Origin of the sequence: Citrobacter sp. Cf072 (genome assembly GCF_030334485.1) — a bacterium.
Taxonomy (GTDB): domain Bacteria; phylum Pseudomonadota; class Gammaproteobacteria; order Enterobacterales; family Enterobacteriaceae; genus Citrobacter; species Citrobacter freundii.
Genome location: NZ_JAOWDX010000043.1, coordinates 195205 through 207068, shown reverse-complemented (window position 1 = coordinate 207068; position 11864 = coordinate 195205). Strand labels below are relative to the sequence as shown.

Genomic DNA, 11864 nt, shown 5'->3' with positions numbered 1-11864 from the left:
GGGATGCTGGAAGTATTTATCAAAACGATTTTCCAGCTTAAAAACTCTATCGTCGCAATTATGGCGATCGTCGCGCTGGCCACGGTGATGGATCTCAGCGGGATTATCTCCACGCTGGCGCAGTCGATTGTCGATCTGACCGGCAGCTCGTACGTCTTCCTCGCCCCGGTGATTGGCGCGCTGGGCACGTTTGTTACCGGCAGCGATACCAACTCGAACATTTTGTTCGGAAAACTGCAAACCATTGCCGCCAGCAAACTGCATATCGATCCCAACTGGCTGGCAGCGGCCAATACCTCTGGCGCAACGGGCGGGAAAATGATTTCGCCGCAAAGCATCGCCATCGCGGTATCCGCCACAAAAATGGACGGTCAGGCCAACCAGATCATGTCTGGCACCATGAAATACTGCTGCGCCTATATCGTGATCCTCGGCTTAAAGGTTGGCCTCTTTTATTACTGGTTTATGGCGTAAGCCATTGTCAACCCCGTCAAATTTGCGGCAACCGTATTTGACGACGCGGTGACCAAAAAGGTTTACACCTCCCCGGGAACGGAACGAGGCGACAGACTTTACGATTTGTCGGCGCTGACTAAAATAGCGCCGATGTTTCAAATCGAGGATTGTTGTTATGTTGTTCTGGAAAAAGATGGTGAAGAAGTTCGACGCCTTTTCCGCGTTGATTCCACCACGCTACTTCCGCGTGTAATACTGGGCACTTATGCCTGATGGCGCTTCGCTTATCAGGCCTACGTTTCGCATTCATTTGTAGGCCTGCGTTTCACGCTCATTTGTAGGCCGGATAAGGCGCTAGCCGCATCCGGCAGCAGCGTAAAATGTTCACCCCTTTCTCTTACGCAGTCCGCACGCTCTTAACATCACAACCCAAATACGAAGCCATGCAAAACGGTAGACCAGCGGATGCTGAAACCTCAGCAATGTCAGAAACACAGAGCCCCCTTGCGGCTTCAGATCACCGTGGCCTGATAGCGAACCTGTGGGTCCATAATCTGGTGGCGCGCGTCTATCAGCCGCAGTTCATACGAATCATGCTCTTTCGTCAGCCGCATTACCGCGTCAACAACACTGGTGGTCCGCTCCAGTGCCAGCTTGTCCTCATAACCATTGAGCAGTGAGGCCAGCATCACGCTGCAAATCAGATCCCCAACTCCCACCGGCATTTTGGCAAAGGTATACAGCGGCCGGGCAATGTGTAACGTCTGTTCCGGCGTCACCAGCAGCATTTCAAACGCCTGTTTGTTCCGCGAACAGTCGCCGAGATGCTTCACCAGCACCTTCTTTACGCCCCACGACACCAGCTGCCGCGCCGCTTCCACCACCTCGTCAAAACTACGCAGTTGTCTGCCCGTCAGCACGCCCAGCTCATAGAGATTCGGTCCCATCATGTCGGCCAGTTGAATGGCGTCATCGACAAAAAATGACTCCACGCCCTGCGCGACAATGCAGCCTTTTTGCGGGTCGCCCATTACCGGATCGCAAAAATAGAGCGCCTGCGGATTACGCTGACGAATGGTGGTGACCGCGTGCTTCACCTCTTCACAATGGCGTTTATCTCCAAGATACCCGGACAATACGGCATCGCATTGCGCCAGCTTTTGCAGGTCATCCAACCCGCTGATGATCGCGCTCAGCTCGCCGTGCGGCATCGCCATACCCTGCCACATCCCATATTGGGTGTGGTTGGAAAACTGTACGGTGTAAAACGGCCAGACATCGATCCCCGAGAGCTGCATCGGCAACACAGCGGCTTTATTTCCGGCATAGCCATAAACAACCGACGACTGAACAGACAACACGTTTTTCATTTTGACTCCGTCTAACGAAACGTTGGCAGCAGACCAAATACGTCCAGAACAACCGTCAGATAGACAACCGCTCCGCAGACAATCACCAGGTTAAGCACGGTGTTATTACAGGGCGCGGTATAGCTGGCGGTTGGGAAACGTTTCCGCGCGGCTTTCACCAGGAACGGCGGCAGGATCACGCTCCAGATGGTAAAGGCCAGACCGGCGTAACCAATCGCGTGCACAAAACCGTTCGGGAAGAAAAAGCACACGGCGGCTGGCGGGAAGTAGGTCACCAGCGCGGTTTTCAGGCGGCCCATACCGTCGTCCGGGAAGTGAAACAGATCGGCGATGTAATCGAACAGGCCAAGCGTCGCCGCCAGCAGGGAACTGGCTACCGCGAAGTTGCCGAAAAAGGTGAGGATCAGATCCATATACCGGCTGGTGAACAGCCCGCTGATGGCCTCGACAAACACATCGATATTGCCGCCTTTGGCGATGATCGGCGGGAATGAGGAACGGCTGATGTTACCCATCGTCACGCCCAGCCAGAAAATATACAGCAGCAGAGCAAACAGCGTACCGATGATAATCGAACGCGTAATATTCGAGACTCCGCTTGTGCCATACAGTTTGACCAGGCTCGGCACGTTACCGTGAAAACCAAACGAGATGATGCAGAACGGCAGCGTCATCAGGATGTACGGCAGATACTGCGAATTGGGCAACGCCACCGCCACGCTGTCGATGAGTTTTGCCACTTCGATATGGCCAATCAGCCCGGAGAACGTGGCAAAGAACGCCACAAACTTACCGATAATCAGCACGGTAGTGATGCGTCCAACCAGCAGGGAGCTATACCAGGCAATCGCGCCGACCAGCATACTGACGATCACCACCGAGATATTCGCCGGAAAGCGCACGCCGCTGTATTTGAACACAGTTTGCGCCATCACCGCCGACGAACCGGAGATATAGGCATAGGTCAGAATATACAGCACAAAGCCGAAAGCGATACCAACCACGATATTCCACTTCCGGCCTAATAAATCCTGAGTAAAGGTATTAAAACTGGCACCGGCGCCATAATGCAGGTTAACTTCAACCAGCATCAGACCGGTTAATAACATCATGATGGCGATAAACAGAAGAATAACAGACGCACCGGGGAACCATACGCCGGCCATCGCAATCGGCAGGGAGAACATCCCGCCACCCACTACGGTCGCGATAACCAACATGGTTCCGCTAATCAGTCCGGGGGTACTACTCTGTCGCTCAATGGCATTAATATCCATGATAAATGTTCCTGTAGACTATTCGTTATAATTACAGCTGTCATTTGTACATCATGCGGATAATAAAAATGTCGGAGTCAGGGTTTACTTTTTTTAGTTATGTCACGGTAACGGGCACCGCAAAGGCTTCCTGTTCATGGAAAAGGAATACAAAAAAGCCCCATCACGTGATGGGGCCATAACTATTTTTTAGATGTAATCAAAGCGTGCAGTAAAGAAACGCAACTGCTTCGGCTCGTAAATAAACTTCAGCCCGCGAATATCTTCTTTGTGCTGGTAAAGTTTAATAATACCGTCAGCCACAACATCCATATGTGCGTAGGTATAAACACGACGTGGAATAGTCAGACGCACGGTTTCCAGTTTCGGTCTGTGGTGTTCACCGGTCACGTTATTACGGCCCGCAGAGATAATTCCGCGCTCCATACTGCGCACGCCGGTTTCCACATAGATGCTGGCAGCCAGACTTTGTGCCGGGAACTCATCTTGCGTCAGATGCTCGCAGAAGCGACGCGCATCGAGGAATACCGCGTGACCACCTACCGGTTCAACAATCGGTACGCCAGCGGCTTTCAGCTTATCGCCCAGGTAGCGAACCTGCTTCACGCGGTGCTCAATATATTCGTACTGCATGGCTTCACGCAGGCCAATCGCCATGGCTTCCATATCACGTCCGGCCAGGCCGCCGTAAGATGGCATCCCTTCGTAGACCACGACTAACTCTTTGGCAGAAGAGAACATTTCGTCATCGTTCATGCACAGGAAGCCGCCGATGTTCACCAGACAGTCTTTTTTACCACTCATGGTACAACCGTCGGCGTAGCTGAACATCTCATGCACGATCTCGGCGATGCTCTTGTTCTCAAAGCCCTGCTCTTGCTCTTTGATAAAGTAGGCGTTTTCTACGCAGCGGGTAGCGTCGTAGAACACTTTAATGCCATGCGCTTCTGTCAGTTCACGCACCGCACGCATGTTAGCCATAGAGACCGGCTGCCCACCCGCGAGGTTAACCGTCACCGCCAGGCAGATATACGCAATATTCTCTGCGCCTTTTTCATCAATCAGCTTTTGTAATTTTTTAAGATCGATATCACCTTTAAACGCAATATTCAGACCGGCATCGTGCGCTTCGTCACGAACGATATCGACAAACACCGCACCATTTTTTTCCTGGTGATAACGGGTGGTAGTGAAATACATATTCCCGGCAACATATTGCCCAGGTTTAATAGCCAGCTGCGATAACAGGTTTTCTGCGCCACGCCCCTGGTGAGTCGGAACAATATGTTTAAAGCCAAACAGTTCCTGCACGGTTCTTTCCAGATGATAGAAGTTTTCGCTGCCCGCGTACGCTTCATCACCCATCATCATTCCGGCCCACTGCTTGTCGCTCATTGCGTTAGTGCCACTGTCTGTCAGCAGGTCAATATAAATATCTTTCGAATTTAACAGGAAAGTATTGTAACCCGCTTCCTGCATTTTTTTGAGGCGCTCATCACGCGGGATCATAGATACAGTTTCAACGCTTTTAATACGGAAGGGTTCTGCCGGATAATTCATTTTGTTTCTCCAGTAACAGTGGTCATGTACGTATTAATGTGAAGTAAATCATACCTGGTTCATCAACAAATCCTGATGAAATATAACTATTCGCCTCCTGAGTCAGGGGGAGAAATAATGTGGAGGCACTATGCAAGATTTGATTGATTATGGAAATAGCCCGGTCAACATTAATCACTGGCAATAATTTAAAAAGCTGTAAATGTGGGTGATGCAAATCACACGTCATTTTTTTACCCGTTAATATTCAACAAGTTTTTTTTTGCTTTTCGATTTGCCATTCGTCGTAGTGTGTCTGCGGAGAGTGGAAATACTGAAAACATAACTTTCCAGGCTGGGCGCATAATGTATTGGTGAATGAGTACACCTCATTTTGTGAGAGTCGGATCACTTCACGGAGTGATATTTGTGATTCACATCACTAAAAGTGTAAAGCAAAGTGTACAAAATGCTGCGATTTCATAGTTTGCTATTTAATTCAGTGATTTAGATCTCATTTTTTGTCTGATGCAGATGGGCGTTATTTTCTGGAAATGGCAGGTATTTGAGAGATTGGATGAGAATGAATTTATACGGTGAATAATACCGGATGTATTGAGATAGAGAGGATTTCTATTTATTCCGAAAGCATGTTAATCGCGCTTATTTCATCTTATTTACATCTGGACTTCCCCCATTCTACTGGCGTAATTTACAGGTGTTTTTATTAGCGCGATGCGAAGGTGCGCCAACACCTCCGCATCGCTAATCGCAGTAACTATTAAAGGGAATAGTCACCATGACTGATACGCATTGTATTGCAGTTTCATTTGATCCAGAAGTCCACGCCGCAGATAACCGCCGCCTGAAGGTGGGTTATGCGAGCCGTTATCCTGATTACAGCCGTATTCCGGTGAAGTACGTCCGGTTTCCGTCCATTGTGATGAAGGGCCAGTGGCTGAAAGCCGCCGGATTCGACACCGGCACCAGCGTTGATGTGCGCGTAATGCAAGGCTGCATCGTATTAACTGCCCGCGCCGCCGAACCCGAAGAGTCAGAACTAATGAAATCCCTGCGCGCCGTGGAAAAGCTCTCCGCGCGTAAGCAAAAGCAGGTGCTGGAGTTTATCGGGGTAATTGCGGGGAAAACGTTGAAGGGGTGAGTGTGTGATTGTCATTGAGGCGCCTGCGGGCGCCTTTTTGAGCTTTTACAGGTAAGCGATAAAGGGACATCGATAGTGTATCGGCCTCACACCTGTTGATCAGGTGATAATTTGCGAGCATCATCGCAATTATTTACCCGATAATGAAATCAATGACTTCCAGTAAAACCCTGCAACAGGCAATTGCCGACATCACCATCTGGCGTAAAGGCGAGCAACGTGCGCCGCATAAGCCTCTGCTGCTGCTTCATGTGCTGGCGGGTTATCAGCAGGGTCACAGTCGCCTGTTTGACTACGGTTCGGAAGTTCGCGACCCGTTGCATAGCCTGCTGGAGCGATTTGGGCCACAGCGCGCGCAGTACCGCCCCGATATGCCCTTCTGGCGCTTACAGGGAGATGGGTTCTGGGAGCTACAAAACGCCGAGCATTGTTCAACTTCCGGCAGCAGCAAACAGCCCCCAGCCGGAGAACTGGTGACGCATAACGTTGCCGGAGGCTTTGATGAACAACATTTTGCCCTGCTGAAAAAGAGTAACAACCTCATCAACGCCCTGGCCCAGCACATCCTCGAGGCGCACTTCACCGAAAGCATCCAGGAAGAGATCGCGGATGAACTGGGATTTGATATCCTGCAAATCCGTAAACAGCGGGACCCGTTGTTCCGCCAGCAGGTTCTGCGCGCTTATAACTATGAATGCGCTATTTGTGGCTTCAATATGCGCCACGACAGCACCTCTGTCGCCCTGGAAGCCGCCCATATCAAATGGAAACAGCACGGCGGCCCGTGCGAGATTTCAAACGGCCTGGCGTTGTGTGCAATCCACCACAAAGCCTTTGATAAAGGTTCGATTGGGCTGGATGAGAGTATGCGGATTCAGGTATCTCCCGCAGTGAATGGCAGCAGCATAGTGGGCAGACTGTTCTGGGATTTCGACGGGAAGGAGATTGCTCTACCGATGATGCGCGAAAATTATCCACAAGAAGGGTTTGTGGAGTGGCACAGGAAAGAGGTGTTTAGAGGGTGAGTGCGAAGGCCGGACTCACCTTTATAAATTAACAAACTGAATTATAAGCAATTTATTATTAATGGATTGGTTATGTATACTCAGTTATATACTCAACAGCTTTCTTTCCAAAATCACCGAGTAACAGAGTATATAAACCAACTCAGATATGATGCAGCAATTATACCCGATAGCATCGTTTCAGCCAGGAGTGTTTTTTACTATCGAGAGGTAGCATCCTAGATAATGTTTCGATCAGTTAAAACTTCAGCTTCAGTTTGCATGGTATTTTTTCCTATAAAAGCAAATGCCCCCAATACCTGCAGGCACATTATCTAAAGAATAAACAAGGAAGAAAGGTCGGCTGTGTACACCGGGAAGACAATTCACAATCCGGAGTTACTACTGTTTCGTCGCAACAAGCCAGTTGCCTGTCGTGCCCGGAGAATATCTACAGCCCGAAGATATGGGGACTGCTCTTGCCAGCTAAGTCCTTTGCGATCGATACGAACCAATTCATATTTCACCACCAAAAAGTTAACGGCATTAGCCAGAGTAATACCGGCATCGATATGTTCCTGTATAACCGTTTCATCACTGAACTGCGTATCGTTTAGTGTAAGACCATAGTGCTGTTCCAACAGGCGTGTCAGTAACATTTGCCAGACTGCCACAGGCGACAGACATAGCGTCGCCGCCTGCGGAGTTATTGCAGGCAGAGTTTTCATGCTTGCTCTCGTGAAATTAGTTAGCGTTGTGTGGGATAAATGGCGATGTATACGTAGCCGCAACTACCAAGGGTATCGGCTTCGCAGGTGAAACAATTGTGGTACAGAGTGACACAGTGGGCATGGCGAGGGTTCATTTCACCAGTAGTCAGCATCGACTCCATCTGGCTGATAAAATGTGGGAGTACTTCATCCAACTTCAAAGATTCTGCATTATTGAATTCACCGGTAATGCTGGCCCGGTCAGCCAGATAGTACAACCGGTTTCCCTCCTGTACTAGACGAGCACCAAAGCAAGGTGTCACATTACGATTCAGTCCCCATTTTAGAAATGAATCGTTCTCTGAGTCAGTAGATTTCATTGAAGTGCCCTCATATCCAGCCTCGCTCTGCAAATGACACAATGTCATCTGAGCCGATGACCAGATGATCGAGCGTGTTCACATCAACCAGTGCCAGCGTTTCTTTAAGCCTATCGGTAATGTTGCGATCGCATTGGCTGGGCTCCGGGTCGCCGGATGGATGGTTATGTGCCAGCACGACAGCGGCAGCATTGAAACGAAGCGCTGACTTCACCACTTCACGGGGATGGACCTGGACATGGTTAACCGAACCGGCAAATAGCGTTTCGCTCTCCAGTAAACGGTGCTGGTTATCGAGATAGAGCACCATAAATACTTCCCGTTCTTGTCCTGCCAGCTGTAACCGAAGCCAGTCACGGGCAGCAGTACTTGAGGTAAAGGATATACCGGGCTGGCGCAGATATTTATCCAGCAAGTTGATAGCGCGGCGAATGGTTCGTTGGGCATAGGGCGTCAATCCGGATGTCGCGGGAAGCAGACAACTAGGTTGAGCCATAACCGGCAGCGGAAAGAGTTCAGGCTGTGATGACATCGGGGATAATGCGGTATTCATGTAAAGCATTCCTCAGTCGATAAGATGCATAATGGCGCTGCATTCCGGATGATTCAGCGCGTAGTCGCGTAAAAGATAATAATGCTCTGTCATCGCGTCACACTCGGTGCGACAGGCATGGTGGCTGTATGCCATCAGGCAGACCGCAATACCGGCAGCCTCTCCGCTTATTTCCGCACCATTGCCGTTCATGCCGTTGAACAGATGCCATTTATCGTCACCGTCAGCATCAGGGGCCATAAACGCACCGCCATTACTGAGCATGTAAAAGGACCAGATTCCACCGCAGTACTCGTCACAGAAGCGATCCATCCAGGCGAAAATGCGAGGTTCAAGAGTTATCCATTGCGGGATGGAGCCAAAGTGCTGCGGCCAGAAGCCGATGCGTAACTCGTCTGGGACCACTGAGGCAGTAATTGCGGTATGCTCCGCGAACTGATGATTTTGTGTATTCATTAAACTATCTCCTTATGCAGGAACTGTTGTTTAACGCCCGAAAAACTCGAGCATGCTTTCTGCCATCACCCACAGGGCGCGGTTGAGTTTCACATCGCCGTCAATGCCGGTAACAGCACGGGTGCGGCTGCTTTTCCCATGTGCGGTTCGCCCTGACAGACCGCCTTTTATCAGGTTCTCCTGCACGCGCTGGTAGACGGTCCACAGGTCATCGCTGTAGTCCTCCCGGCGACGTGGGGTCAGCAACTGCGATACCGTTACCGGCTGGTGGTTCTCACCAAATCGATACTTCAGCGCGGCATTCGCCAGGGCGTTACGGGCTGGTTCTGGCAACGCCAGTGACTGCATCGCATCGCGCTTCTCCTCCACCCGGTCAAAGCCCCCCAGCACTTCGTAAGCCCCTTCAATCACCTTCTCGACGACATTACCTTTATGCGGCACCCGCACTTCTCCGAATGACTGACCGCAGACCAGGCCGTTGGTACAGACGCCACGAAACAGCCCCGGCAGCATCTGGTAGCTCGAGGATCCGTCATGGCTGTTGAGCAGGATGATTTCCGGTACCTGATGCCCGGTAAGTTGCCCGGCTCGACGCAGACGAAGCATGTGTTTGGTGTGTTCCCGCTTGCTCTGATCACGGACCTTTGTCTGGCAAGCAAAGAACGGCTCAAAGCCTTCACGCTGCAGGCTTTCGAGAATGGTGATGGTCGGGATGTAGGTATAACGGTCTGAACGAGATTCATGCTTGTCACTCCCGAACACGCTGGGTACATGACTCATCAGCTCTTCATGGGTCAGAGGCCGGTCACGTCGTATCTGGTTTATACGACCAAAGCGGCTGGCTAATCGCATAGCTAACTCCTTATCTGATAATGAATTAAAAACGAAAAGGCCATGTTCCCGAAGGAGCATGGCCTGTTGCTATCTGGTGTTGGTATGTTGTGGGGTGGAGAGGTCTGAAATGTAAGTAACTAATCGCTGTAGTGTGTGGTTCGGCACTCACTGAGGTCAGACAGCTCTTTTTGCGTATTCTTCAGCCCCGGACTGAAGGTGCCGACTTTTTTATCGTTGACGTAAACATCAAAATTCTCAGCCTGACTCAGGGCGTCAATAAATGACACCCAGGCGTTATCGCCATTCCTCCAGCCGAGGGATGAAGGTAATGGGAACTGACTGTTATCCATGACGACCGTTATTTCCGTCCCGTCGTCATGAGAACTTACTGATGTCCCATCAGGCAGGTTGAGATTAACGCCGTGTTGCAGAATATTCTGCGCATCCGGATTGCCAGTACAATTCAGATTAAACACCACCTTCTCCGGGCTGGTAATGATATATTCGGTCACGCCCATCCCAAAACCACTCGTCCACATATTGGGAATAGCCTGTGCTGTTGATACAGAAGCCAGCATAGCTAATGTAAATATCACGTAAGGCAGTCGCATAATGTTGTCCTCAAATCATGTAATAAAGCTTTTGTTGTTTAAAACAATAAAGTAACGAAAAAACAGTTGGATTATTTTATTTGTTTGTAGCGAAACGCTTCTTTCCCGGCATAAATCCCGACGAGATCGTCATAACGAGGGTCCGTTTTATTCGGGCGGAACGTTACTTTCATATCGGGACTGCACATATCCTTCATGGTGAGATTGAATTCTTTACCTGGCGTAATGGTATACCCTGTTGCCACATCGTCTTTACTGGGAGTGATCCACCCCCAAAGGCCGCCCGGACAATCTCTGGAAGGTTTCGAGCGAACAACAATAAACCATCCCATTGAATCCACTTCCGTCGCCGTACACAGTTTTCTGACCTGGCGGTGCGCATCACACCAGAATATATTCCCACTCTTGTTATTCACTGCTGCAGGCAGGAACTCGATATAAGGACGTGCTGCGTAAGTATTACCTGCAAAAAGTAAGGGAAACAATATGACTGGCAGTAAAGACAATAATTTCAATTTTTTCATTAGATTAACCTTACATTTAATTATGGAGACCATCTCTAATCAGTTTGTCCGGATTGCCCCCGACTTTCTGAGGGAGAAAATGAATTCAGCGACTGCTGAATAAAACGGAAATGAGGTAAGGCAGAGATAAAATGCTTATCCTCCGACAACTGATGGAGAAGCTCACTGCGAATAAATGTTTCCCGGGATGGCCTTACCAGATGAATGTCATCCAGCCGGAAGACACGTAATTGCCTGTTATGTTCAGCGACCAGATACCAGTAACCGTCCAGAGCGATTAGCCGGTAAGGTGCAACGGCCTCATGACGCTCCCCTTCAGTCAGAATGGTGATGCGCTGACATCCCGAAATAGCTCTGACCAGCCTGTAGAAGGAGAGCTTTCCTGCCGGAGGATGAGGTCTGTCCTGATGCCATACCAGACAGGGTCGATCATCACAATCCAGCAGGCTGCTGACCAGTCGCCGGTCAAAGCCCGGGAAAACCCCGGCCAGCCCCGTGCGGTGAGCAAAGGTCAGAATATCTATTTCCTGCCGCGTACTGTGAATATCCGAGCGCAGACTGCACTGCCCCTGATAATAATCCAGGTCGAGATACATCAGACGTTCCCGAAAGTCACGACGTAACGTGCGCTCTGACACCCCGAATTCAGTTGCCAGTTTGCGAATAAACAGAGTTTCACCGGACACCAGGCGGCTGATAATCAACGACAACCTGACGGCAAGCCGGTCATGTCGCCGCTCCTGAAGCGTCATGAAAGATTTCTCCTGAGAAGTTAACTCTCTGAATTAATAATGATTACTTTAAAGGAAGGAGTGGACAGGGTATGGACAACATCGGAACTATTTTTTATGAGCAGTCCAGCCTTGTGGGCGCTCGTCTGACAGATAATGATGCTTCGCCTGATTTAATTGATGATAAAACGCAGTGGAAAGGACGTGTCCACAATCAACACATCATTAACAACCAGTTCATCATTCGCAGAGAAAAT

14 protein-coding genes are annotated in these 11864 nt (G+C 49.9%); 3 read left to right on the top strand and 11 right to left on the bottom strand.

Going from position 1 to position 11864, the window contains the following annotated elements; genetic code table 11:
- Positions 1-474 (top strand): L-lactate permease (locus tag OGX66_RS09050; RefSeq protein ID WP_286511430.1); only part of this gene is annotated, 474 nt, incomplete at its 5' end.
- A 494-nt stretch (positions 475-968) separates the two neighbouring features.
- Here the strand turns inward: OGX66_RS09050 and pdxY are convergent.
- The 3 genes from pdxY to OGX66_RS09035 all read right to left on the bottom strand — a co-directional run bounded on the left by pdxY (position 969) and on the right by OGX66_RS09035 (position 4663).
- The gene (gene pdxY, locus OGX66_RS09045) at positions 969-1826 is read right to left on the bottom strand and encodes a pyridoxal kinase PdxY (RefSeq protein WP_049000915.1); all 858 of its coding nucleotides are present in this window, start codon (positions 1824-1826) and stop codon (positions 969-971) included.
- An 11-nt stretch (positions 1827-1837) separates the two neighbouring features.
- On the bottom strand, positions 1838-3103 hold the full coding sequence (locus tag OGX66_RS09040) for an aromatic amino acid transporter (protein WP_003837156.1): 1266 nt from the start codon (positions 3101-3103) through the stop codon (positions 1838-1840).
- 189 nt (positions 3104-3292) lie between these two features.
- Positions 3293-4663 carry a tyrosine phenol-lyase gene (locus OGX66_RS09035; protein ID WP_003837154.1) on the bottom strand — a complete coding sequence of 457 codons (1371 nt, stop codon included), beginning with the start codon at positions 4661-4663 and terminating at the stop codon, positions 3293-3295.
- A gap of 778 nt (positions 4664-5441) precedes the next feature.
- Here OGX66_RS09035 and symE point away from each other — a divergent pair.
- Both symE and OGX66_RS09025 read left to right on the top strand, forming a co-directional pair.
- The gene (gene symE / locus OGX66_RS09030) at positions 5442-5804 is read left to right on the top strand and encodes an endoribonuclease SymE (protein ID WP_270924647.1); all 363 of its coding nucleotides are present in this window, start codon (positions 5442-5444) and stop codon (positions 5802-5804) included.
- A gap of 152 nt (positions 5805-5956) precedes the next feature.
- Positions 5957-6829, top strand: coding sequence for a phosphorothioated DNA-binding restriction endonuclease (locus OGX66_RS09025; RefSeq protein WP_270924646.1), 873 nt, complete (start codon positions 5957-5959; stop codon positions 6827-6829).
- Positions 6830-7194: 365 nt separating this feature from the next.
- Here OGX66_RS09025 and OGX66_RS09020 read toward each other — a convergent pair whose 3' ends face one another.
- The 8 genes from OGX66_RS09020 to OGX66_RS08985 all read right to left on the bottom strand — a co-directional run bounded on the left by OGX66_RS09020 (position 7195) and on the right by OGX66_RS08985 (position 11628).
- On the bottom strand, positions 7195-7536 hold the full coding sequence (locus OGX66_RS09020) for a TA system toxin CbtA family protein (RefSeq protein ID WP_089586935.1): 342 nt from the start codon (positions 7534-7536) through the stop codon (positions 7195-7197).
- 20 nt (positions 7537-7556) lie between these two features.
- Positions 7557-7898: a type IV toxin-antitoxin system YeeU family antitoxin gene (locus OGX66_RS09015; protein WP_058647031.1), complete on the bottom strand. Its 342-nt coding sequence runs from the start codon at positions 7896-7898 to the stop codon at positions 7557-7559.
- A 10-nt stretch (positions 7899-7908) separates the two neighbouring features.
- Positions 7909-8451 (bottom strand): RadC family protein, encoded by a 543-nt coding sequence (gene radC / locus OGX66_RS09010; protein ID WP_080395938.1) that lies wholly within the window; start codon positions 8449-8451, stop codon positions 7909-7911.
- Between the two features lie 12 nt (positions 8452-8463).
- Positions 8464-8907 (bottom strand): antirestriction protein, encoded by a 444-nt coding sequence (locus OGX66_RS09005; RefSeq protein ID WP_058647032.1) that lies wholly within the window; start codon positions 8905-8907, stop codon positions 8464-8466.
- Between the two features lie 30 nt (positions 8908-8937).
- Complete coding sequence (locus OGX66_RS09000; RefSeq protein ID WP_286511421.1) at positions 8938-9759, bottom strand: DUF932 domain-containing protein; 822 nt, start codon at positions 9757-9759, stop codon at positions 8938-8940.
- Between the two features lie 119 nt (positions 9760-9878).
- Complete coding sequence (locus tag OGX66_RS08995) at positions 9879-10352, bottom strand: YfjT/YkfB family phage-associated protein (protein ID WP_058647034.1); 474 nt, start codon at positions 10350-10352, stop codon at positions 9879-9881.
- Positions 10353-10423: 71 nt separating this feature from the next.
- Complete coding sequence (locus OGX66_RS08990; RefSeq protein WP_089586936.1) at positions 10424-10876, bottom strand: hypothetical protein; 453 nt, start codon at positions 10874-10876, stop codon at positions 10424-10426.
- 35 nt (positions 10877-10911) lie between these two features.
- Positions 10912-11628 carry a helix-turn-helix transcriptional regulator gene (locus OGX66_RS08985; protein WP_058647035.1) on the bottom strand — a complete coding sequence of 239 codons (717 nt, stop codon included), beginning with the start codon at positions 11626-11628 and terminating at the stop codon, positions 10912-10914.
- Between the last annotated feature and the right edge of the window lie 236 nt (positions 11629-11864).

Bases quoted from the DNA above. Each gene is read 5' to 3' on its own strand.
- pdxY (WP_049000915.1), bottom strand. From the start codon at position 1,826: ATGAAAAACGTGTTGTCTGTTCAGTCGTCGGTTGTTTATGGCTATGCC.
- OGX66_RS09040 (WP_003837156.1), bottom strand. From the start codon at position 3,103: ATGGATATTAATGCCATTGAGCGACAGAGTAGTACCCCCGGACTGATT.
- OGX66_RS09035 (WP_003837154.1), bottom strand. From the start codon at position 4,663: ATGAATTATCCGGCAGAACCCTTCCGTATTAAAAGCGTTGAAACTGTA.
- symE (WP_270924647.1), top strand. From the start codon at position 5,442: ATGACTGATACGCATTGTATTGCAGTTTCATTTGATCCAGAAGTCCAC.
- OGX66_RS09025 (WP_270924646.1), top strand. From the start codon at position 5,957: ATGACTTCCAGTAAAACCCTGCAACAGGCAATTGCCGACATCACCATC.
- OGX66_RS09020 (WP_089586935.1), bottom strand. From the start codon at position 7,536: ATGAAAACTCTGCCTGCAATAACTCCGCAGGCGGCGACGCTATGTCTG.
- OGX66_RS09015 (WP_058647031.1), bottom strand. From the start codon at position 7,898: ATGAAATCTACTGACTCAGAGAACGATTCATTTCTAAAATGGGGACTG.
- radC (WP_080395938.1), bottom strand. From the start codon at position 8,451: ATGAATACCGCATTATCCCCGATGTCATCACAGCCTGAACTCTTTCCG.
- OGX66_RS09005 (WP_058647032.1), bottom strand. From the start codon at position 8,907: ATGAATACACAAAATCATCAGTTCGCGGAGCATACCGCAATTACTGCC.
- OGX66_RS09000 (WP_286511421.1), bottom strand. From the start codon at position 9,759: ATGCGATTAGCCAGCCGCTTTGGTCGTATAAACCAGATACGACGTGAC.
- OGX66_RS08995 (WP_058647034.1), bottom strand. From the start codon at position 10,352: ATGCGACTGCCTTACGTGATATTTACATTAGCTATGCTGGCTTCTGTA.
- OGX66_RS08990 (WP_089586936.1), bottom strand. From the start codon at position 10,876: ATGAAAAAATTGAAATTATTGTCTTTACTGCCAGTCATATTGTTTCCC.
- OGX66_RS08985 (WP_058647035.1), bottom strand. From the start codon at position 11,628: ATGACGCTTCAGGAGCGGCGACATGACCGGCTTGCCGTCAGGTTGTCG.